Origin of the sequence: Corynebacterium suicordis DSM 45110 (assembly GCF_015351405.1) — a bacterium.
GTDB classification, from domain to species: domain Bacteria; phylum Actinomycetota; class Actinomycetes; order Mycobacteriales; family Mycobacteriaceae; genus Corynebacterium; species Corynebacterium suicordis.
The window spans coordinates 154,834-175,049 of the sequence record NZ_JADKMY010000001.1 but is presented as its reverse complement, the minus strand read 5'-3'; the positions used below and the strand labels follow the sequence as shown (position 1 = coordinate 175,049).

The window sequence follows — 20,216 nt, the reverse complement described above, 5'->3', positions numbered from 1 at the left end:
AGCTAGCGCCGCCCGACTAGTGGCGGGCGGCAAGCCCCTCGAAAACTGCCTGGTTATAGCTGAAAGCACGCACGGCCTCGGACAGCATCTGCTCTTGTTCTTCCTCGTTGAGAGGAAGAGAATCCAATGTGTCGCGGTACTGATCGCGGAAGGGCTTAACCTTGCCCAGCTCAGCGAAGTCATAGAAGGTCAGCGCCTCCGGTGCCACGTTGTAGTGCTCCGCCACGCGACGAGCAATCACCTGGCCACCGGCCAGATCGCCCAGGTAGCGCACGTAGTGATGAGCTACCAGCTCGGGGCCATTGCCGGCCTTTTCCAGCTCCTGGATGCGCGCCACGTATTCCGCGGTGCTTTCCAGCTTGGAGATCTTCTCTTTCCAATCCTCGCCGAAGAGAGAAGTGAGATCTTTCTCCAGCTTTTCTTTGCGCTCGAGCCGCTGGTCATACACGGCAGCAACGGCCGCATGCTCCCGACCGTTGCGCATCGCGCTCTCCAACGCGGAGTAGATGAACCACAGCTGTCCGGTGAAGTCCGCGAACGCGTCCGCGCTCAGTTCTCCGCCCATGAGCCGGGAGATGAAGTCAGTTCCCTCGGCGCTTTCGTGGGCTGCTGCGGTGCGTTGGCGCAGCAGCACCGAGTTCGGGGCGGTGGAATCTACTGGCAGTGGAGCGGTCTGAGATACGGAAGTCACGGCTACCGCTTTCATTGTCTAATTGGGGATTTTCTTAGGTTGCTTAGAAAGCATACCCTAACCTAACCCCCGCTTAGGCACGGCAAACCTCACGTGCGGAAAATCAGGAATTTCTGAATCAGGAAGTTCAGCACAGTTGCGGTTCCTTGCGCCACCACGAAGCTCAGCAGGCGCACCCAGAATTCGTTTAACCCCATCCCCTCGAGCCACGGGATGCTCACCAGATACAGGCCGATCTGCACCAGGAAGGTCAACCCGTAGGTCACCATGGTCACGGCAAACCGAGACCAAGAAGGATCTGCCTGGAAGGTCCACCGTCGGTTCAGCAGGTATGCCGTCAGCGTTCCGAGGATAAAGCCCAGGGTCTTCGAAGTGGCGTCGGGAAGCCCAAACACCCAGGTGAACAGGGATGTGGAACCGAAATCCACCACTGCACTCAGGCCACCCACCAAGATGAAGCGCAGCAATTGGGTGTTAGTGGAGTTTTTGGAATCCGCAGGGTCGGGCGCAACTACATCGGCAGGGACCGTGCCGGGAGCCTGGAATCCGTCTTCAACGTGGTTCATTATTTGCCGGTCACCACTGCTTCTACGGCGTCCACGGCGTCGCTGTTGCCGGTGTTCGCGTGCTTTTCGCGGACTACTCGGAACGTCCACAGCTTGTTGAAGAGGAAGTTTGCTGGCACGGCGAAAAGCACGCCGATGAAGTTGCCCCAATAAGCCTTGGTGCGCATGCCCGTGGAGTCATCGAAGATATCCTGCGGCAGCGCGATCGGGGATTCGGGATTCACCAGCGCGGTGGATACCGCGAGGGTGATGAGCAGGCCAAACACGCCCACGGCCATGAACTGCGGCAGCTGCTTCCACCACTTTTGTTTCTCCGCGCCGCCGAATGTCCAGTAACGGTTGAGCACGAAGTTCCACACGTTGGCCACCAAGAACGCCAAGATGGAGAACACATGGTGCCAGCGCATATTGAACTGCGTGCCCATGAGGTTCAGGAAAACGTCATACGGGGAGAGCTCAAAACCGGTGCTGGAGAGCTTCTTCGCCACCACGAACACGGCTTGGTTCACGATGAATCCGGAGGCGCCAACGATCCCGAAGCGCAGGAATTGCCGCGCAACGCGACGGCCGCGCTGCATGGTGCTGCTGCGAGGGGTGGCTGCAGCGGAGGCGCGCGAGGGATTTGTCTGATTGGTGGTGTGTTCAGTCATAGGAGATCGGAAATTACACTACGCCCCGCTGCCCCTCCGCCAGTCACGGCACGCCCGCAAAATTGAGAACAATTGCGGGCCAACCCACCACGCAATTAACGCTGCAGCAGGAAACGGTACATTTCTAGGCGCTCCACCATCGAGCAACGTGGCACCAGCGGAACGGGTTCGCCGGGCCTCGCACCCCAGCCACCTGCACCGGCCAGCGCCAGCAAACGCCCGGTTTCCCGGGAAAGTTCGCGGATCTCCTCCGCGGTGAGCGGATCTTCGGGATCCAGGTCACTCGGCATGAGCGTCTGCAGCTGCGGCACATCCCCGCGGCGATACCCCACGGCCTGCATGAATGACTCACTCATCTCATCCACGTTATCCGCGCCGACCAGCGTGGATAACGCCACGATGCGCGCCCATGCCGCTGCCCTGCCCACGGAATCTTCTTCCACCGGCGCATCAGTCAACAACTCTGCGGAGCGCTCCGAAACATTCGCGGGCCGCTCCAAGTCCAGGGCCTGCAGCAGTGGCACGAATTCATAGAGCTCGCCATCGTGCACCAGCGCTTTGAGCTCGCGGTCCACGTGGGACATCACCTGCTCCACGGTGTCCTCCCCTGCCAGCTCGATGTTGACCTGGCTGAGCAGCACGGCCGCGGGGATTCCCTCTGGGTGCAGCGCTTCCGCGTCCGTTACCGTGTTCCCCTGGCTGTCCACCGCAGGCAGGAATTCCGCACCCAGCAGCACCGCGTTGAGCTCGGCATCTTCGTGCTTGACCATGTCCGTGGCGTGGATGAGGAAGCTGTACTCTCCCACCTGCAGTTGGGCCACACATCCCTTGCTCAGCGATTCCCCCACGGAATGCCCTGCGCTGCGCACACCCAGCATCCGTTCGGTGGCTCCCAGCGCGCCCGGCGCGTAGGTGTGGAGCAGCCCGTGGTTCTTCACCCGCAATGACCAGTGCAGCACTTCTTCCGGCCAAGCGAAGGAGATCATGATGGCCTCCACCAGCTCCGCAACGGACATCGCGGTGCTCACGGAAAGCAGCCGTGTGTAGTGCCCCACGCGGGTGATGCTGTGCTCAATACTCAAGGTCAGCAGCCCAAGCGCTGCCCGCTGCTCCCCGGTATTTTCCTCGTTACCCCCCGGGTTGGCGAACCTCCCCTTGAGATCCACCACGTTGTGCGATTTTCCCCCAGGCTCCGGACGTGCTGAAGACACCGCGTCCTGGGTGCGCACGTGAGAGCCGATCATGCCTCACACGATAGTTGCGTGAACCGAAGTTCGCTGTGTGAGCCTTCTCTCCTCGCGGTCTATTCTGCCTCGTAAAGCGGGTCGAGCCTGCGTGCCTTGAGCTTATCGAATGCCTGCTTCTCATCCAGCCAACTGCGCAGGCCACGGGCTGTTTCCAACGCAGCATCCGCAGCCCGCGCCGCATCCCCCTCCAACCCCTGCGACGAGGTGCCCTCCACCGGTTCGATCTCCCCAACTTCACCCCACGCCGGCTGCTTCTTCCCCGGCGCCAAGCGCGCAAATTCCTTCCGCGCCTCCTCCACCTCGGCTCGCGCGGCATTCACCAATTCCTCCACCGTGGTGGGTTTACCCATGTCCCATTTCTTTTCGACGCCACCCTCACCAATCAACTTCTCTATTTCGTTCTGGGTGGTCCCGACTGCCGGGAGGTACGAGTAGCGCAACAAGTGCTGCAGCATGATTGCCTGATTATCGGTATCCGGGATCCACTCCGCATCAGCAGCGAATCCCTGCACACCCTCTTCGGTGACCAGCCACGCGCCGGAGAAATCCCCGCGGGCCACGGTGGGATCAGTTTCTACCTGCCAAATAGCCACGGTGGATCCGCGCACGGCCACCACGAGGAGTGGGTCATACTGCGGATCTGCGGTGGTGGGCTCTTCTGCTGGACTCATGGGTTCGTTTATAGCAGCCGGTCAGGACAAACCCGGGGAGTAGTCTGAGCCCATGGCAGTTTTCGATTTTCTCACGCGCAAGAAGCGCAGCCCAGAAGAGCTCGAGCAGCGCGCGGCTCCCGTGCGCGTGGGCGGTGTGGGGCAGAACTCTACGTATGAAGCAGCGGAAAGAACCAACCTCCCGCTCTCCCCGTTTATGACACGTCTCATGGCTCAGGAACTTCCCATCATGGATTCCACGAGTAGGCGTCGGGTAATGGAGATCCTGACCCAATGGGACGGGGAAGAAATCACGGACGTGGAGGGGTTGCCCACGGAGATCCGGGAAATGATGGGTCTTTACTAGACCGGCCCATCTGCCAACTCGCTGTCAACCGGCTGCACGACGCGCGTTGTAGTGGAAGCCCTGCGCGCGGAACGTCTAGTCTGGAACGCATGACAATGCAGACCAGCATTCACACTGAGACCAAGACGCTGACCGGTTGGGGCCGTACCCAACCCTCTACTTCTGAGGTGCTGTCCACCTCCGATGTGGAGGAGATTTCGCGCGCTGTTGCGCAGGTCGCGGACGATAATTCGGATAAGCCCCAGCACCTCCAGCGTGGCGTGATTGCCCGCGGAATGGGCCGCAGCTACGGCGATCCTGCGTCCAACGGCGGTGGCTTGGTCATCGACATGCAGCAGCTCAACCACATTCACTCCATTGATCCGGATTCTGCGGTCGTGGACGTGGATGCCGGTGTGACGCTGGATCAGCTGATGAAGGCCGCGCTCCCCTACGGCCTGTGGGTTCCGGTCCTGCCTGGCACTCGTCAGGTGACCATCGGTGGTGCGATCGGCCCGGATATTCACGGCAAGAACCACCACTCTGCCGGTTCCTTCGGTAACCACGTGGCCAGCATGGAACTGCTGGTCGCGGACGGTCGCGTTCTGCACCTCGAGCCAGAAGGCTCTGTGGATGATCCAAACGGCGAGCTCTTCTGGGCAACCGTCGGCGGCATGGGCCTGACCGGCATCATCCTGCGCGCGCGCATCAAGATGACCCGCACGGAGACCGCGTACTTCATCGCGGATGGCGACCTCACCCAGAACCTGGATGAGACCGTGGCCTTCCACTCCGATGGCTCCGAACACAAGTACACCTATTCCTCCGCCTGGTTTGATGCCATCTCTCCAGAGCCAAAGCTGGGACGCGCTGCCATCTCCCGCGGCTCCCTGGCCACCCTCGATCAGCTGAAGGAACTGGCACCCAAGCTGGCGAAGAACCCGCTGAAGTTCAACGCTCCGCAGCTGCTCACCGTGCCGGATATCTTCCCTAACTTCACCATGAACAAGCTCTCCATGATTGCCGTGGGTGAGCTGTGGTGGCTGAAGTCTGGCAAGTACGAGAACCAGGTGCAAAACCTCACGCAGTTCTACCAACCACTGGATCTCATCGGCGAGTGGAACCGCGGCTACGGCTCCAAGGGCTTCCTGCAGTACCAGTTCGTGGTGCCGATGGATGCGGTGGAGCCTTTCAAGCAGATCATCCGCGACATCCAGAAGTCCGGCCACTACTCCGCGCTGAACGTGTTCAAACTGTTCGGCGAAGGTAACCGCGCCCCCCTGAGCTACCCAATGCCCGGCTGGAACGTCTGCGTGGACTTCCCCATCAAGCCAGGCCTGGGCGAGTTCCTCAATGACTTGGATAAGCGCGTGATGGAGTTCGGCGGCCGTCTGTACCTGGCCAAGGAGTCCCGCACCTCCGCGGAGAACTTCCACCAGATGTACCCAGGCTTGGATGGCTGGCTGAAAACCCGCCAGGAGATCGACCCCACCGGAGTCTTCGCCTCCGATATGTCCCGCCGCCTCGAGCTCTAAATCGCACCCTCATTCAAGGAGATTTTTCATGATCAACGCTGTTGGTAAACCCCAGTCCATCCTCTTGCTTGGCGGTGCCTCCGATATGGGCCTGGCCGTGGTGGAGGAATTCCTCTCCCGTGGCCCAGCGCGCGTCATCTTGGCTGCTCGCGATGGCGAGTCCCTCGAGCCTGCTGAGGAGCGTTTGGAGAAGGCCGGCGCCTCCGAAGTAAGCAATTTTATTTTCGACGCCACCGATTTCGATTCCCACCCTGCCCTCTTTGAAGAGATGTGGGCTGAAGGGGATATCGACCTGGCCATCGTGGCCTTCGGCATTCTCGGTGACAACGAGGAGCAGTGGCAGAACCAGAAGAGCGCAGTTTTGGCTGCTCAGGTGAATTACACCGGCGCGGTTTCCGTGGGCGTTCTGCTGGCTGAGCGGATGAAGAAGCAGGGCCACGGTCAGATCGTGGTGTTCTCCTCCGTGGCTGGCGAGATGGTGCGCCGTTCCAACTTCGTCTACGGCTCCTCGAAGGCTGGCACTGACGGCTTCTACCGCATGCTCGGTGAGGCGTTGCGCGGCACCGGTGTGAACGTTCTCACGGTTCGCCCTGGTCAGGCGCGTACCAACATGACCCAGGGTCTGGACGATGCCCCGCTGACCGTTGACAAGGAAGATGTGGCGAAGGCTATTGCCAAGGCCGTAGACAACAAGAAGTCCCTGATCTGGGTTCACCCGCTGTTCCAGCCGATCATGTTCGTGCTGAAGCACCTGCCGCTGCCAGTACTGCGCAAGCTGCCTATTTAAGGGCTAGGGCTGCTAGTACCCCGTCATCGTGCAGCCCAGCTTTCGATTAATTTTTGATTCCGCGACGCATCGTTTATTTCGACAAAAATGAAATCGTAAGCATTCCCTAAACGGCTACATATAATAACCAAAAAGTTAAATAAATATTCGAAAAAGTTATTTCCTTCAGTGGATGGTTATGAAACTATAATTTCGTTCCATTTCCTCACCACCACCGGAGACTCATCGTGTCTAAGACCTCGCGTTCAATAGCTGCATTCGCTCTTGCCCTAACTCTTCCTTTTCCTTTAATGGGAGTGGCCGCTGCGTCCCCTACACCGGCCACTCACGTCCTTCAAGCATCCGCTTCTCAACAGCTCTCCCCCGAAAAACAAGCATTTCTTGACCATGTAGCTGGGGCCTCCAAAACCTTTGTCGACCACAATGGAAAAATTGCTACAACAGCGTCAGATCAAAAACTTGCTTCTGAATATGGATTCACCCAGCAGGAAATTTTACTGCTTCACCGCTCCGTGCTTGGCAAACCATCCCACACAGGGGCTAGCCAACACGCTACGTTCGCCTCGCGAGAGGGATCCGCTGTGTGCTTCAGTCATGATGATCTTCTCGTCGGAGCAGGCGCTGCTATAGTCGCAGCATCTGAGGCCGGGCCCGTAGCTATCGCGGCTGCCCTCGAAGCGGCCGCAACTGCATTCGGAGGCCCTGTCGGTACTGCAATCGGCGCGGTGTTGGCCGTGGCCAGTGCGCCTAGCCTGATAGAAATCGGCGGCCGAGCTGTTACTGCAGTAGCCACTAATCGCGGGCTGAAAATCGGTATCCATGCCGATTACCCTCCCGTGTACGCTGACTACTGCTAGTTCGAGGTGAGCATGAACCGTCAAACTGTTTTCTTACAACTTTTCTTCTATGTTCTGGTCTTTTCCGGTTGCACTTTGCTGTCCGTGCAGAAGGACCCGGCCATGACGGAAGGTTCGACTTCAACTGCCCTATGGCTTGCTCCGCTTACGATTGGTATTGCTGGCTCGATCTATCTTGCAGTAGCTAAGCGAGTGAAGTTTTCTTGGCTATACGGAGCACCGACAATTATTTTCGGTCTCATCGTGTCCAGCCTCTTTCCGTCCACATTCACTCGAATCGCGGTTCTCATAGTTTTTGTCTCGCTTGCGTTGCTAACAGTTTTCTCACTCAATAGAGGACAACGCAATCGCGAGGTTAACTGGGTCTTCACGATTTAGAGTGCGTTGATCCTGGTTTGCAGCTGTCCGGAGTGGATCAGTGACCGCAATATGTAGTGGTTGAGGTTCCTGAAGCCCAGGGCGATGCCGCGCAGGTGCTCAAGCCGACCGTTGATCGCTTCCACAGGGCCGTTGGATGCACCGATGTCGAAGTAGGCGAGCACGTCCTCACGCCGGCGCCACAGCGTCCGACCCAGCTGGGCGAGCTCCTCCAGCCCTGCGGGCAGCCCCTTGCGCAGGGTGTTAATGATCCGTTCCATCAACTTCTTCCCCTCCGATTTCTTCGGATGCCCGTAAGCCGCAATCATGTCCTGGTAAAACATCCAGGTGACCTCCAAGGCGACGTACTCGTCGTCGGTGGCCCACAACAGGTCCAGCCGCCTGTTCTGCCGCTCGGTGAGGTAGTTCCTCCTGGTCAACAAGGTGCGTCGGTACTTGTACAACGGATCATCCTTACGCCCACGCCGCCCCGAGGTTTCACGTTGCAGGCGTTGCCGACACCCGGTGAGCTTGTCCGCGGCCAGGTGCACGACATGGAAGGGATCCATGACCTTGGTGGCATCCGGGAGAATCTGGTCCACGGCCGAGGCGTAACCGGTGAAGCCGTCCATGGTCACCACCTGCACATTTTCCAGGAAAGCAGGATCGCGTTCCTGCAGCCAGGTGCGCAGCACCTGTGCGCTGCGTCCCGGGCGCATGTCCAGCAACCGGGCAGGACCTGCCCCGGTGACCAGGGGTGTCAGGTCCACCAGGACCGTCACAAACGACGATGGCTGGCCCGGGCGGCGGGTGTGCTTCCACACATGCTCGTCGACCCCGAGGATGCGTACGCCGTCCAGGTGGGAGGGGTTGTCGTAGACAAGCTTGCGGCAAGCATCGACAGCGACCTGGTTGACCAGCTCCCAGCCCACCCCGAGTGCTTTCGCCGTGGCGGACACACTCATGCGGTCGACTGCCAGGCGCTGGAGGACCCAGCGGGTGACCCGGTGGGTCAGCTTCGCACCATCATCGGCGCAGGTCAGGGAGGTCTGGAAGATCTTCCTGTCGCAGGTGGTGTCCGTGCAGGTGAAACGGGGGACGCGCACGTGCAGACGGGTGGGGAACCCCACGACGGGCAGATCGACGAGACGGCGAAGGACGTGGTCGCGAAGCTTCCCGGACTGTGCGCAGTCAGGGCAGGTGTTGCTCGCGGACACGGGTGTGGCGTCGATGATGGTGATGTTTCCGGCGTCGGCGGCACCGGTGATCGTCAGGCCGATCTCGGCGGTCCGGCAGATGGTGTCGGCCACGAGGTTGCCAGTAGTAGGCTGCACAGTAGGGTCCTGGTTCGGTTGGATGGAAGCTTCGCAACTCTCATCTTGTACCGGCCAGGACCCCTATATGTTGTGCCACCCCGAACTCCACCCTGGGCTCACCTACGCACTCCGAAACGCGAAGAGCCGGTTAACTCCCCATCCTCATAACCCTCGCCCTACCTGCGTGAAGTTCACGGGGATAGTCTCAAGAACGAGGTGAAATATGAAAAAGAGCACCGGCCTCTTTACATCCGTGGTTCTTTTAATCGTCGGCTTGACCCTCATCGGTCTTTTCATCGCTGACAGAGCCGACGCCATCATTGGGATCTGTGGAATGATCCTCTGCACCCTTGCGGCTGGAATTCGACGACGCGATATACGCAAGTGAGAATCTTCCCAATCACCCGGCCCAACCACCACACAGCGAAAACGGACCCACTCCCCATCGCAGGGAGCAGGTCCGTTTTTAATATCCGCCAGCTTGAACAGTTAAACCGGCAAATCCCAGCTACTTCGCAGCAGCAGCCTTTTCCGGCTTCTTGTCACGCAACACGTCGAACTTGACGAAGATGGAGAACACGATCGGGATGATCGAGATGATCAGGCCGAACATGAAGGCCACATGGATGCCGTGATCCAGAATCGTGACGGGATCCGTGTACCCGCGCTTCGCGTAGTTCGTGGAAGCGTAGGTCATGATCGCGATGAAGATCGCGGTACCCGCACCGCCAGCGATCTGCTGGAACGTGTTCAGGATCGCCTGGCCGTGAGAAGCCAAGTGGTTCGGCACGGCAGCCAGAGCGTTGGACATCAGTGGAGTCATCATGAACGCGATGCCCAGGTTCAGCAGAACCGCGTAGGCGGTCAGGTGCCATGCCGTGGAATCAGGGGTCAGCGTGGCAAATCCGGCCATGGACAAGGCCAGCAGGATTGAACCGGGGATGATCAGGATGCGCACGCCCTTGGCGTCGTAAATCCGACCAACAATCGGACCCAGCACGCCCATCAGCAAACCACCTGGCAACGAGACCAGGCCGGTTTCAAACTCGGACATTCCCAGCACGTTTTGGCCGTACAGCGGCATCAGGATGATGAAACCGAAGAGCATGGAGAAGCTCAGCAGCATCAGGGCGAGGGAGAGGATGTACTCGCGGGAGCGCAGTGGCTCCAGGTTGAGCAGTGGGGCGGGGATCTTTTCGTCGGCGCCAGCGTCTCGCGCTACACCGGACGCATCCTGCTGGGCCAGGGTCGCCTGCTGAGACTTCGCGAGTTTGTTCTGGCGGGTAAAGAAGACGGTCAGCACCGCGATGGCCACGACCAGGATTGCTACGCGATCCCAAGGAATGCCCTCGGCCAGGGAAGCCAGGCCAACCACACCGTAGATGAGGCCAGCGAATCCCACGGCGGAGAGGATCACGGAGAGGATATCCAGGGAAGGGCGGCTAGGAACTTCGAAGTTCTTGACCTGCCACACGCCGATGAGCAGCGCGATGACCACCAGCGGGATCATCAGGATGAAGGTCCAGTGCCAGGTCAGGTGCTCAAGCACGAAGCCGGAGAATGTGGGGCCGATGGCAGGTGCCACGGCGATAACCACGGAAACCAGGCCCATCACGCCGCCGCGGCGTTCCACGGGGATCAGACGCATGATGGTGGTCATGAGCAGTGGAATCACCAACGCGGTGCCAGTGGCCTGGATGATGCGAGCCACCAGCAGAACAGCGAAGGTTGGTGATGCGGCGGCCAGAATCGTGCCAGCGAGGAACGTGAGCAGCGCGAAGATATAGATGGAGCGGAGGCTAAACCGCTGCATGATCCAACCCGTGGTGGGGATGACCACAGCCATGGTGACCATGAAGGACGTGGTGAGCCACTGCGCCGCTTCAGGAGAAATCTTGAAGTCCTCCATGAGGACTGGCAGAGCCACGGTCAGGGTGGTCTCGTTGAGGATCACGACGAAAGCCGCGACCACCAAGATGCCGATCAGCAGACCGTGATTGCCACCCTGGGCTGCTGGAGGCTGGGTAGTTGTGGAGGCTGGAGTGGCGTTTGCCTGCGACTCGCCATGCCCATGGGGCTGGGACTGAGCCGCATTTGGCTGCGGAGTGTGAGGATCGTTACTAGTCAACTGCGAAGGCATCTTTCTTGAGCGGGGAACTGTATAAAACTTTCAGTTCATGGGCCGGCACTTTTCCAAATACCCATTCTGACCAGTGCTTTTAGCAGCAAAACGACACAGAATCGGGAAGTGCGAACAACTAAAAGTACGCCCGGTTTAACCCTCGCGCAAACTGGAAAATCCAGTGAGACTACGCAGTAGATCTAAGCAGCGGATCTACTTGTTCTCGCCCATGTATGGGTTCGAGTCAGCAGAACCCGCGGCATCCTCTTGACCTTCAGCATCAACAACGGCACCGGAAGCAGCCTCCGAGCCCTTCCCGGACTCCAGCTCACCCTTCATCTCCGCGCGGATCTGATCCAGGCGGGAGGTGGCGCGCATGTCGTTTCCGGCAGCGGCAATCTCGTCCATTCGCCCCTGCACGGAACCCTCCACCAGCTCTTGGGCGCCCAAGGCCTGGGCGTAGCGCTGCTCGATCTTGTCCCTCACGCTATCCAAGGTGGGCACGGAATCATCATTCTGCAGGCTCTGCATGCCATTCATCTGCTGCACGGACTGCGCGGTGGCTTCCTGCATCTTCGTTTGATCCACCTGCTGCTGCAGCTGCTGGATCTGCTGTTGCTGCTCCTGGAAGCGCATATCTGCCTGCTGCTTCTGCGCTTCTGCCTGCTTGGCGCTCTCAACCGCGCCGGCGTGCATCTGCTTGGTATCTTCCAGCTCTTTTTCCACCGTGACCAGCTGAGAGGCGAACACTTCAGCGGTCTGGTTGAGCTCCTGAGCCTTGGCCGCATCCCCCGCTGCGTTGGCCTGATCCGCCTGCTGAATAGCCATCCGAGCGTTATTGGAAAGCTTCTGCACGTCCTCCTGCAGGCGATGCATCTTCATCTCCAGCTGATTGCGGTTGCCAATCACGGCAGCCGCCTGCTTGGTGAGTTCCGCGTGCTGGCGGCGAGAAGCCTCAGCAGCCTGTTGGATCTGCACCTTCGGGTCAGCGTTGTCCTCGATCTTGGTATCGAGGGACTGCATCAGGTACTTCCAGCCTTTGGACAAGGGATTAGCCACGATTACTCCGAACGTTGAGTGCCGATTTTGCCATCCAGCGTAGACTTCTGACATGGACGTTGCATGCTACACAGCCGAATCCCCTGACTCTCAGCTCACCAAATCCACGCTGACCCGGCGCGAACTCCGCGCCGATGATTGCCTCCTAGAAATCCGCTGGGCGGGCATCTGCCACTCGGATATTCACACGGTGAATGGCGATTGGCCCCACGAGAATTTCCCCATGACCCCTGGCCACGAAATCATCGGCACCATCGTTGAGACCGGCCCCGAGGTGCAGAAGTTCCGCACCGGCGATGTGGTCGGTATCGGTTGCCTGGTGGATAGCTGCGGAGAATGCAGTGCTTGCGTCGGGAATGAAGAAAACTACTGCGAGCAGGGCGCGACCGGCACGTACAACGGAGTAGACCGCCACGATGGCAGCATCACCCAGGGCGGTTACAGCACACACATCGTGTGCCGCGAAGACTTCCTCATCCGCATTCCAGAAGCCTTCAGCGACCTGGAAAAGCCAGAAGCCGCGGCAGCCACTCCCCTGCTGTGCGCGGGCATCACCACGTTCTCCCCACTGCAGAACGCGGGCGTGGGCAAGGGCTCACGCGTCGGTGTGGTGGGCATGGGTGGCCTCGGCCACGTCGCGGTGCAGATCGCCGGAGCCATGGGTGCGGAAGTCACGGTATTCAGCCACGGCCTGTCCAAGAAGGAAGACGGCCTGCGCCTGGGCGCCAGCAACTACGTGGCCACCGCAGAGGAGGACTACTACAAGCCCTACCGCGAGTCGCTCGACGTGATCATCGATACCGTCAGTGCCCCACATGACGTGATCCCGCTGATCAAGATGCTTTCCACCAAGGGAAGCCTGGTGCTGCTGGGCCTGCCAACTGATGCGATGCAGATCCCCGCTGGCCTGCTCATCGGCAAGGGTCGCAACGTGACCGGCAGCCAGATCGGCGGCATCCAGCAGACTCAGGAAATGATCGACTTCTGCGCGGAAAACAACATCACCGCTGAGGTGGAAGTGATTCCCGCGGAACAGATCAATGAAGCCTACGAGCGCGTGGTCAACTCCGACGTGCGTTACCGCTTCGTCATCGACGCAACCACGTTCTAGGCTCCGGCTCGTTCTGAGCCGGCGGCTTTACTCTTGGCCAGCCTGCTCAGCCTCAGCGGCGATGATCTGCTTACGCACATCGTCCATGTCCAGCTCTTCAGCCTTGGCCACGAGCTCCTCGAGAGCAGCTGCGGGCAGCAATCCGGCTTCGCGAGCCAGCAGCACGCCATCGCGGAACACCATCAGGGTGGGGATGGACTGAATCTGCAACGCAGCGGAGAGCTCCTGGTTGGCCTCTGTATCGACCTTGCCGAAGGTGTGCTCGGTGTACTTATCGCTGACATCTTCAAAGATTGGGCCGAAACGCTTACAAGGACCGCACCACTCTGCCCAGAAATCCAGCAGCACGATGCCATCCTGAGAAATGGTGTCTTGGAAGTTATCTCCAGTGATTTCAACGGTAGCCATTGTGTTGATCCCTTTCGTTTGAGGTTTGTTAACTCTTTCAACGCTACGCGACGCTTTCCTTATTCCCTCGGCTAAGCTGTGCTTCATGTCTTCTGATTTCGACGCCAATGCCAATCCCTCCTCAACCTTCGCCATGTGGAAGAAGTTTTCGTCAAAGCCAGGAGGCACGCGCCTGTTCTCTGCTGCGGTCTGCGCGAAGGCGCCTTACTTTGGCACGGTTTTCCCGCATGTCGTCGAGATGCGCCCCGGATACTCCGAGGTCAAGGCCCCAAAGTGGATCGGTGTGAACAACCACATCAAGACTTTCCATGCCATTGCTGCCTGCAACGTAGCGGAGATGGCGATGGGAATGCTGGCAGAAGCTTCCCTCCCTGCCACGCACCGCTGGCTGCCCCAGGGAATGCGCACCAAGTACCTCACCAAGTCCACCGGTGGGCTGACCGCCAAGGCCACCGCTGAGCTGCCTGATTTCTCCCAGATCACTAAGGCTTCCGGTGGACAGACCGTCACCGTGACCATCCACTACACCGATGCCGCGGGCAATGAGCCCGTCTACGCAGAAATCGATATCTGGGTGACCGCTAAAAAGTAGCTGCTCAACTGGGCAATGTGGGGGCCGGGAAGAACACGGTCGCGCCCAGAAAGCCCAGCACCAGCATCACGGCAAACGCGATGACGCACCCAACGAGCATCACCGCGAGTGTGGTTCCGGCATTCTTCATTCCGCGGGGTTCCTGGGCTGCCTCCACCATGGCCGTGGAAAACGTGGTAAATCCCCCGCACAGAGCGGTTGCAGCCACCGCTGCGGGGAGCAACCATCCCCCACCATGTGCCTCACTCAGGGCTAGAATTATCCCGCTGAGCAGGCCCAATAGCACGCAACCCAGCAGGTTGATGGCAGAAACTGCACGCATGGGAGTCCATCCCCTCGTGCCCTTGAAGTGCCGTTCCAGCAGGTAGCGCCCCACCGCGCCCAGCCCGCCACACGCGGCGATGATGATCCACATCAAACTAAACACGTGCGCCACCAACTCCCCCGCCTCGGCTGATTAACTGCCGCGCGATCCACATCCCCAGCATCGCTGCCAGCACCCCGAGCACCAGGGACAGCGGAGCTAGAAGCAATGCCTCTAAACCCGAGTGATCCATAACCGGGTCCGGACCTGGCATTTCATCGCTATACACAGCCGGCTCTCCCGTGTTCCCGAACAGCTCCACGCTTTCGCGCAGCGGTGGGAAGAGGCTCGCGGGGATGGCCGAAAAACTAGTGAAACCGCCCAGCAAGCCCGTGCCTAAAAACAGTCTCCAGCGGCTTGTGGCGTCGGGAATTAAACCCACCAACAGCCCCAGCAGCAATGCCCCCACCACGTTGACCAGCAGCAACGGCAGCGCTGCCGAGCCGAACGCACCCATCCCCAGCTGGCGAACCATGGTGGAGAGCAGCACCCCGAACGCCCCGCCCAGAAAAACCAGAAACACCGCTCCCCAACCAGGCGATGTGGCCGGGTCGGAAGAGCGGTGCGGGCTGGTCATAAGCGCAGCTTACTACTGCGTTTAATCCCCAGTGTTGAAGCCAGCTTTGCGGGGAATTACTGCTTGATGGCGGAGATGTCGAAGTTCAGGGTGATCTTCTCGGACACCAGCACTCCGCCGGTATCCAGTGCAGCCTGGAAGTTCAGGCCGAAGTCCTTGCGGTTAATGGTGGTCTGGCCTTCGAAACCCACGCGGGTGTTGCCGAATGGGTCTACAGCCTCGCCGTTGAATTCGAAATCGATGGTCACTGGCTTGGTGACATCCTTGATGGTCAGATCGCCGGTGACCTCGAGGGTCTCATCGTCCTTGGCCTTGATATCGGTGGACTTGAAGGTGATCTTTGGGTACTTCTCGGTCTCGAAGAAGTCACCGGTCTTCAGGTGGCCGTCGCGGTCAGAGTTGCGGGTATCCACGGAGTTCACGTCGATCTCCACGTTAATCTGCGCGTTGTTCAGGTTCTCCTCGGAAGAGGCGGTGCCGCTGAACTCGGTGAAGGAGCCGCGGACCTTGGTAACCATCGCGTGGCGAGCGGTAAAGCCGATCTCAGAGTGGGTGGGATCGATGGTGAAATTACCTGCGTAATTGTTAACGGTAGACATGATGTCTCCTGACTTTCTTTGGGTTGATGTTCATTGTGTTCGACGCCAAGCTTCGTTCTTAAGAGCTCGACTCTGAAAACCAGCCTAGTTCATGTTAGGTGATGCGTCAACTATATTTTTTATATGGTTTAATCGTTTATATGAATGAAAGCAATAATCGGCCTGAAGATGGGCAACACCCCTGGCTGACCAGCGAAGAGCAGCGCACGTGGCGGGATTGGATCCTCGTCTCTGGGCGGATGGATACCGTGCTCGCTCGCCAGCTGCAGGCGGATTCCTCCATTTCCTTAGCGGATTATGTGGTTCTGGTGCAGCTCTCCGAGCACCCGGAAAAGCGGGAGCGAATCGCGGTTCTGGCGGAGGCCCTCCAGTGGGATCGCTCCCGCCTGTCCCACCAGATCACCCGCATGGCCAAACGAGAACTGGTCCGCAGGGAGACCTGCAGTAATGACGGCCGCGGGGCGTTCGTGGCCATCGAAGACCACGGCCTGGAGGTAATCAAGGCCGCAGCGCCTGGGCACGCCGGCGCTGTGCGAGAGCACTTCTTCGACCAGCTAGACCCCAAAGATGTGGATGACCTCGGCCGAATCCTGAGCAAGCTAGCCACCCACCTGCGCTAAACCTCTACATCGACTACATCGGCGAGCGATAATCGCGCGCCACATCGCTGAACTTGGAGTACTGCAACTGGTGCGCCACGGTAATCGTACCGATGGGGCCACCGCGGTGCTTAGCCAGGATAATGTCCGCCTCACCAGCACGTTCGTGATCACGGTTGGTGGCATCCGGGCGGTTGATCAGCATCACCATATCCGCATCCTGCTCCAGCGAGCCAGACTCACGCAGGTCTGAGACGCGCGGCAATGCATCATCACCACGAGATTCCACACCACGGTTCAGCTGAGAGATGGCGATCACGGGAACATCCACCTCCTTGGCCAGCAGCTTGAGCTGACGGGAGAAGTCCGAGACCTCCTGCTGGCGGGATTCCACGCGCTGACCCGAGCTCATCAGCTGCAGGTAGTCCACCACCACGAGCGATAGATCATGCTGCTGCTTGAGACGGCGCGCTTTAGCGCGAATCTCCATCATGGTGAGGTTGGGGGAATCATCAATGAAGATGGGCGCCTGGTCAATCTCTCCCAGGCGCAGGGTGAGCCGCTTCCAGTCATCCTCATCCATCTTGCCGCCGCGCATCGCGGAGAGATGCACCTCCGCCTCGGCGGAGAAGATGCGCATCATCACCTCCCTCTTACTCATTTCCAGGCTGAACAGAGCCGAGGGCTTGTTGTGCTTGATAGACGCGCTGCGCATGAAGTCCAAGGCCAACGTGGACTTACCCACACCTGGGCGAGCTGCGACAATGATCATCTGCCCACCATGCAGGCCGTTGGTCATGTCATCGAGATCCACAAAACCAGTCGGCACGCCCTGAGCCAGGCCACCTTCGGCTTCTTTTTCCTCGATTTCCTGCATGGTTTCATCCAGCAGCTCTGCAAAGACCTGATAATCCTCCGCGGCAGCGGAGTTGGTCATCTTGAACATCTCTTGCTGCGCGTTATCCACCACCGTGGCCACTTCCGCACCCTCGATGCCGGAGTAACCCAGCTGCACGATCTTGGTACCCGCCTGAACCAAGCGGCGCAGCGTAGCCTTTTCCGCCACCAGGCCCGCGTAGAAACCAACGTTTGCCGAGGTGGGCGTGCGGGAAATGATGCTGTGCAGGTACGTGGCTCCACCCACGGCCTCCAGCTGCGCATCCCTATCCAGACGCCCGGCCACGATCACCGGGTCGATTTCTTTGCCCTCGCCATAGAGCCGCAGGATGGTCTCGAAAATGGTGGCGTGCGCTGGGCGATAGAAATCATCCATCGTCAGTTTTTCCACCACATCCGCGATGGCTTCCTTGTTCAACATCATGCCGCCGAGCACGCCCTGCTCCGCTTCCACGTTCTGTGGCATCTGCCGGCCCAGATCCTGCGCGGCCTTCCGGTACTGCCCGCCTCCCCCGGAGTTGCGTGGCTGTTCTTCCCACGGCTCTACGGCTGGTGGCTCCCCAAACTGCATGCCCTGTCCCTGTGCGCTCATGTCCAGTACCTTAGCGCGCCTCAAGACAGCCCGGGAAAACCTCAATTCCACAGCCTCTTGGGGATATTCTGTGGACAGCTTGTGGAAAACTTTCTTATCCCCAGTTCAGCTTGTGGATAAACTGTGGAAACTCAGGCCCATGACCTGCAGTTATTCCTAAACCCGCAGGTCACGTGTGCAGATTTGCTACTTTATGCACATTGCACACCGGTGGATAACTTGGGGATAAGCATTTCCCCAGCTCGCGGAATCCCCACGGTTCTATACCCGCAGGTCACACTAAGTTCGCTCATTTCACCTTATATTCACTTAATTATCAGTGCCCCCGCTCCGGGGAATCCCCCTCTCCCACCGCGAACAAAATTATAAATTCTTTTCCGATACCAAACTTATTCTGCGTTGAGGTTCTAATGTGGAGAACTATGCACACCACCACTTATGGATCCCAGCTCAAGCTGGAAGATAACTCCTCAGATAAACCTTTTGACCTGATCATCGTCGGAGCCGGAATCTCCGGAGTGGATCTGGCTCACCACGTCCACGAGCGCCTCCCCGAATGGGAATGGATGGCAGTGGATTCCAACACCGACGTGGGCGGAACCTGGAACACCTTCACCTACCCCGGCATCCGCTCAGATTCCGATATGGCCACCTTCGCCTTCCCGTTCAAGCCGTGGCCACACAGCGGCTCCTTGGGTAGTGCTGCGGACATCCGCAACTACGTTCGTGAGGTCGCTCAGGATGCTGGCTTCCTGGATCGCCTGCTGCTCTCCACGTGGGTTCAGGAAGCCGAGTTCCACACCGAATCTGGCCTCTGGTCTGTGCGGATGCAGAGCGGCCCTGCAGGTGAGGCGATGGCTGAGGGCGGAGAAGATGGCGTCGAAAAGAAGGAACGGGTGATCTGGACGAAGAGGATCCACTTCGCCGCCGGTTACTTCCGCCACTCCCATGGGTTCACCGCCAGCATTCCTGGCATCGAAAACTTCCAGGGCACCGTGATTCACCCTCAGCGCTGGCCCAAGGATCTCGACGTGCGCTCCAAGAAGGTCGTGGTGATCGGTTCCGGCGCTACCTCCATCACGCTGCTGCCCGCGCTGCACAACATGGGTGCAGAGGCGACCATGCTCCAGCGCACACCCACCTACATCGCTCCCCTGCTGGAAACCGACTGGATCTCCGCGTGCTCCCGCGCGGTGCTGCCCGACAAGTACTCGGATAAGGTGGCTCGGGCAATCCACGTGCGCCGGGATATGGCCCAGTACTACCTGTGTCAGAAATACCCCACCCTGGCCAAGGGCGTGTTCCACTACTGGGCACGCAAGTACCTGCCTGCAGAGCAGGTCAAGCAGCACTTCAAGCCTCCCTACAACCCGTGGGACCAGCGCGTATGTAAGGCACCGGACGGGGATATCTACCAGTCCATCGCTAATGGCGCCCAGGTGGTCACGGGCAACATCGAGGAAGTCCAGGAGCGCGGTATCAAGCTCCAAGATGGGCGCTTTATCGAGGCAGACGTGATCGTCACCGCAACCGGCCTGGTCCTGCAGGGCTTCGGCAATGCGCAGGTAGCTGTGGATGGCCAGCACCTGCCGATGCCGGACATGGTGAGCTACCGCGGATTGATGCTGGATTCCCTACCGAACTTCAGCTACACCATCGGCTACCTCAACCAATCATGGACGCTGCGCGCGGATATGACCTCCGACTACATGGTCACGCTGTGGAAGCAGCTGGGTGAAGATCACTACTGCCCCGTGCTCCCCGATGAGGTGGACGGCACGAAACCGCTGCTGGACATGGATGCGGGCTACATCAAGCGCAGCGTGCACCTGCTGCCTCGACAGGGCGACCGCGATCCTTGGCGGCTCACCCAGGACTTCCTCTACGAGTCCAAGCGGATCAAGCCTTCCGATAATAAGCGGGACATGGTCTTTGGCCGTGACGCGATTGCTGCAGCTCAGGAACTGAAGGAACAGGCCGCGGCGGACGCTGCACGGTCTACGGATTCTGCTGAGCCTGCAGGGTCTGAGAAGACCAGCCCCGCCGCAGTGTAAGAGCTCGAACTAGCTACCGGGCACCCCCCGGCTAGCACCCGAGAAACACCAAGACCCCGCATCGCCAACCCGCTCAATGATTGAGCGAGGGCGTTGCGGGGTCTTTTATTGAGGCGTGCTGTTGTCTTGATGTGTCTCAATATCAGTGAGCAGGATTGGGGCCGCCGAAACCTCTTCTGCTCCCCTGCTATTTCGGGTGTCTAAGCCGAAAACGGAAGGGTTCCAAGCCCAGGAAAGTTG

Annotated in this window: 22 protein-coding genes; 8 read left to right on the top strand and 14 right to left on the bottom strand. The window is 59.3% G+C overall.

Annotated features, from left to right (window positions below; translation table 11 throughout):
- Window positions 1-16 precede the first annotated feature (16 nt).
- From IRY30_RS00780 to IRY30_RS00760, 5 genes are all read right to left on the bottom strand, one after another.
- Complete coding sequence (locus IRY30_RS00780) at window positions 17-691, bottom strand: biliverdin-producing heme oxygenase (RefSeq protein ID WP_309826066.1); 675 nt, start codon at window positions 689-691, stop codon at window positions 17-19.
- Window positions 692-780: 89 nt separating this feature from the next.
- A complete protein-coding gene (locus IRY30_RS00775; RefSeq protein WP_228502460.1) occupies window positions 781-1,257 on the bottom strand; it encodes a GtrA family protein in 477 nt (158 codons plus the stop codon).
- Window positions 1,257-1,907 carry a GtrA family protein gene (locus IRY30_RS00770; protein ID WP_194555516.1) on the bottom strand — a complete coding sequence of 217 codons (651 nt, stop codon included), beginning with the start codon at window positions 1,905-1,907 and terminating at the stop codon, window positions 1,257-1,259. Before IRY30_RS00770 ends, IRY30_RS00775 begins: the two co-directional genes overlap by 1 nt.
- Window positions 1,908-2,002: 95 nt before the next feature.
- On the bottom strand, window positions 2,003-3,151 hold the full coding sequence (locus tag IRY30_RS00765; RefSeq protein WP_194555515.1) for a hypothetical protein: 1,149 nt from the start codon (window positions 3,149-3,151) through the stop codon (window positions 2,003-2,005).
- Window positions 3,152-3,210: 59 nt separating this feature from the next.
- Window positions 3,211-3,825 (bottom strand): hypothetical protein, encoded by a 615-nt coding sequence (locus tag IRY30_RS00760; protein ID WP_194555514.1) that lies wholly within the window; start codon window positions 3,823-3,825, stop codon window positions 3,211-3,213.
- A gap of 52 nt (window positions 3,826-3,877) precedes the next feature.
- Between IRY30_RS00760 and IRY30_RS00755 the strand changes: the two genes are divergently transcribed.
- The 4 genes from IRY30_RS00755 (at window position 3,878) to IRY30_RS00740 (ending at window position 7,707) form a co-directional block, all read left to right on the top strand.
- Complete coding sequence (locus IRY30_RS00755) at window positions 3,878-4,171, top strand: hypothetical protein (protein ID WP_194555513.1); 294 nt, start codon at window positions 3,878-3,880, stop codon at window positions 4,169-4,171.
- A gap of 89 nt (window positions 4,172-4,260) precedes the next feature.
- A complete protein-coding gene (locus IRY30_RS00750; protein WP_194555512.1) occupies window positions 4,261-5,685 on the top strand; it encodes an FAD-binding oxidoreductase in 1,425 nt (474 codons plus the stop codon).
- Window positions 5,686-5,713: 28 nt separating this feature from the next.
- Window positions 5,714-6,472, top strand: coding sequence for a decaprenylphospho-beta-D-erythro-pentofuranosid-2-ulose 2-reductase (locus tag IRY30_RS00745; RefSeq protein WP_194555511.1), 759 nt, complete (start codon window positions 5,714-5,716; stop codon window positions 6,470-6,472).
- Between the two features lie 869 nt (window positions 6,473-7,341).
- Window positions 7,342-7,707, top strand: coding sequence for a hypothetical protein (locus IRY30_RS00740; RefSeq protein WP_194555510.1), 366 nt, complete (start codon window positions 7,342-7,344; stop codon window positions 7,705-7,707).
- Here the strand turns inward: IRY30_RS00740 and IRY30_RS00735 are convergent.
- From IRY30_RS00735 to IRY30_RS00720, 4 genes are all read right to left on the bottom strand, one after another.
- Window positions 7,704-9,020, bottom strand: coding sequence for an ISL3 family transposase (locus IRY30_RS00735; protein WP_194555509.1), 1,317 nt, complete (start codon window positions 9,018-9,020; stop codon window positions 7,704-7,706). The genes IRY30_RS00740 and IRY30_RS00735 overlap by 4 nt on opposite strands.
- Before the next feature lie 244 nt (window positions 9,021-9,264).
- Window positions 9,265-9,402 carry a hypothetical protein gene (locus tag IRY30_RS00730; protein WP_194555508.1) on the bottom strand — a complete coding sequence of 46 codons (138 nt, stop codon included), beginning with the start codon at window positions 9,400-9,402 and terminating at the stop codon, window positions 9,265-9,267.
- Between the two features lie 108 nt (window positions 9,403-9,510).
- Window positions 9,511-11,130, bottom strand: a complete 1,620-nt coding sequence (locus IRY30_RS00725) for an MDR family MFS transporter (protein ID WP_228502458.1) — start codon at window positions 11,128-11,130, stop codon at window positions 9,511-9,513.
- 207 nt (window positions 11,131-11,337) lie between these two features.
- Window positions 11,338-12,183: a PspA/IM30 family protein gene (locus tag IRY30_RS00720; protein WP_194556488.1), complete on the bottom strand. Its 846-nt coding sequence runs from the start codon at window positions 12,181-12,183 to the stop codon at window positions 11,338-11,340.
- A 52-nt stretch (window positions 12,184-12,235) separates the two neighbouring features.
- Between IRY30_RS00720 and IRY30_RS00715 the strand changes: the two genes are divergently transcribed.
- Window positions 12,236-13,294: an NAD(P)-dependent alcohol dehydrogenase gene (locus IRY30_RS00715; protein WP_194555506.1), complete on the top strand. Its 1,059-nt coding sequence runs from the start codon at window positions 12,236-12,238 to the stop codon at window positions 13,292-13,294.
- 27 nt (window positions 13,295-13,321) lie between these two features.
- On the opposite strand, the gene trxA is transcribed toward IRY30_RS00715, so the two are convergent.
- Window positions 13,322-13,702, bottom strand: coding sequence for a thioredoxin (gene trxA, locus IRY30_RS00710; RefSeq protein WP_194555505.1), 381 nt, complete (start codon window positions 13,700-13,702; stop codon window positions 13,322-13,324).
- Window positions 13,703-13,787: 85 nt separating this feature from the next.
- On the opposite strand from trxA, the gene IRY30_RS00705 reads away from it, so the two are divergent.
- Window positions 13,788-14,294: a hotdog fold domain-containing protein gene (locus tag IRY30_RS00705; protein WP_194555504.1), complete on the top strand. Its 507-nt coding sequence runs from the start codon at window positions 13,788-13,790 to the stop codon at window positions 14,292-14,294.
- Between the two features lie 4 nt (window positions 14,295-14,298).
- Here IRY30_RS00705 and IRY30_RS00700 read toward each other — a convergent pair whose 3' ends face one another.
- Genes IRY30_RS00700 through IRY30_RS00690 form a run of 3 tightly spaced genes read right to left on the bottom strand, consistent with a single transcriptional unit; the run spans window position 14,299 to window position 15,834 of the window.
- The gene (locus IRY30_RS00700) at window positions 14,299-14,721 is read right to left on the bottom strand and encodes a CrcB family protein (protein ID WP_194555503.1); all 423 of its coding nucleotides are present in this window, start codon (window positions 14,719-14,721) and stop codon (window positions 14,299-14,301) included.
- Window positions 14,714-15,235, bottom strand: a complete 522-nt coding sequence (locus IRY30_RS10410; RefSeq protein WP_194555502.1) for a CrcB family protein — start codon at window positions 15,233-15,235, stop codon at window positions 14,714-14,716. Before IRY30_RS10410 ends, IRY30_RS00700 begins: the two co-directional genes overlap by 8 nt.
- A 56-nt stretch (window positions 15,236-15,291) precedes the next feature.
- A complete protein-coding gene (locus tag IRY30_RS00690) occupies window positions 15,292-15,834 on the bottom strand; it encodes a YceI family protein (protein WP_194555501.1) in 543 nt (180 codons plus the stop codon).
- Window positions 15,835-15,974: 140 nt separating this feature from the next.
- On the opposite strand from IRY30_RS00690, the gene IRY30_RS00685 reads away from it, so the two are divergent.
- Complete coding sequence (locus tag IRY30_RS00685) at window positions 15,975-16,454, top strand: MarR family winged helix-turn-helix transcriptional regulator (RefSeq protein WP_228502454.1); 480 nt, start codon at window positions 15,975-15,977, stop codon at window positions 16,452-16,454.
- A gap of 13 nt (window positions 16,455-16,467) precedes the next feature.
- On the opposite strand, the gene dnaB is transcribed toward IRY30_RS00685, so the two are convergent.
- On the bottom strand, window positions 16,468-17,922 hold the full coding sequence (gene dnaB / locus IRY30_RS00680) for a replicative DNA helicase (RefSeq protein WP_194555499.1): 1,455 nt from the start codon (window positions 17,920-17,922) through the stop codon (window positions 16,468-16,470).
- 422 nt (window positions 17,923-18,344) lie between these two features.
- Between dnaB and IRY30_RS00675 the strand changes: the two genes are divergently transcribed.
- Window positions 18,345-19,976: a flavin-containing monooxygenase gene (locus tag IRY30_RS00675; protein ID WP_228502451.1), complete on the top strand. Its 1,632-nt coding sequence runs from the start codon at window positions 18,345-18,347 to the stop codon at window positions 19,974-19,976.
- The last annotated feature ends 240 nt before the right edge of the window (window positions 19,977-20,216 follow it).

What these genes read in the sequence shown, in the direction of transcription:
- IRY30_RS00755 (WP_194555513.1), top strand. Translation starts at nt 3,878, where the DNA reads ATGGCAGTTTTCGATTTTCTCACGCGCAAGAAGCGCAGCCCAGAAGAG.
- trxA (WP_194555505.1), bottom strand. Translation starts at nt 13,702, where the DNA reads ATGGCTACCGTTGAAATCACTGGAGATAACTTCCAAGACACCATTTCT.
- IRY30_RS00745 (WP_194555511.1), top strand. Translation starts at nt 5,714, where the DNA reads ATGATCAACGCTGTTGGTAAACCCCAGTCCATCCTCTTGCTTGGCGGT.
- IRY30_RS00675 (WP_228502451.1), top strand. Translation starts at nt 18,345, where the DNA reads ATGCACACCACCACTTATGGATCCCAGCTCAAGCTGGAAGATAACTCC.
- IRY30_RS00715 (WP_194555506.1), top strand. Translation starts at nt 12,236, where the DNA reads ATGGACGTTGCATGCTACACAGCCGAATCCCCTGACTCTCAGCTCACC.
- IRY30_RS00705 (WP_194555504.1), top strand. Translation starts at nt 13,788, where the DNA reads ATGTCTTCTGATTTCGACGCCAATGCCAATCCCTCCTCAACCTTCGCC.
- IRY30_RS00760 (WP_194555514.1), bottom strand. Translation starts at nt 3,825, where the DNA reads ATGAGTCCAGCAGAAGAGCCCACCACCGCAGATCCGCAGTATGACCCA.
- IRY30_RS00765 (WP_194555515.1), bottom strand. Translation starts at nt 3,151, where the DNA reads ATGATCGGCTCTCACGTGCGCACCCAGGACGCGGTGTCTTCAGCACGT.
- IRY30_RS00685 (WP_228502454.1), top strand. Translation starts at nt 15,975, where the DNA reads ATGAATGAAAGCAATAATCGGCCTGAAGATGGGCAACACCCCTGGCTG.
- IRY30_RS10410 (WP_194555502.1), bottom strand. Translation starts at nt 15,235, where the DNA reads ATGACCAGCCCGCACCGCTCTTCCGACCCGGCCACATCGCCTGGTTGG.
- IRY30_RS00750 (WP_194555512.1), top strand. Translation starts at nt 4,261, where the DNA reads ATGACAATGCAGACCAGCATTCACACTGAGACCAAGACGCTGACCGGT.
- IRY30_RS00740 (WP_194555510.1), top strand. Translation starts at nt 7,342, where the DNA reads ATGAACCGTCAAACTGTTTTCTTACAACTTTTCTTCTATGTTCTGGTC.
- IRY30_RS00690 (WP_194555501.1), bottom strand. Translation starts at nt 15,834, where the DNA reads ATGTCTACCGTTAACAATTACGCAGGTAATTTCACCATCGATCCCACC.
- IRY30_RS00770 (WP_194555516.1), bottom strand. Translation starts at nt 1,907, where the DNA reads ATGACTGAACACACCACCAATCAGACAAATCCCTCGCGCGCCTCCGCT.
- dnaB (WP_194555499.1), bottom strand. Translation starts at nt 17,922, where the DNA reads ATGAGCGCACAGGGACAGGGCATGCAGTTTGGGGAGCCACCAGCCGTA.
- IRY30_RS00775 (WP_228502460.1), bottom strand. Translation starts at nt 1,257, where the DNA reads ATGAACCACGTTGAAGACGGATTCCAGGCTCCCGGCACGGTCCCTGCC.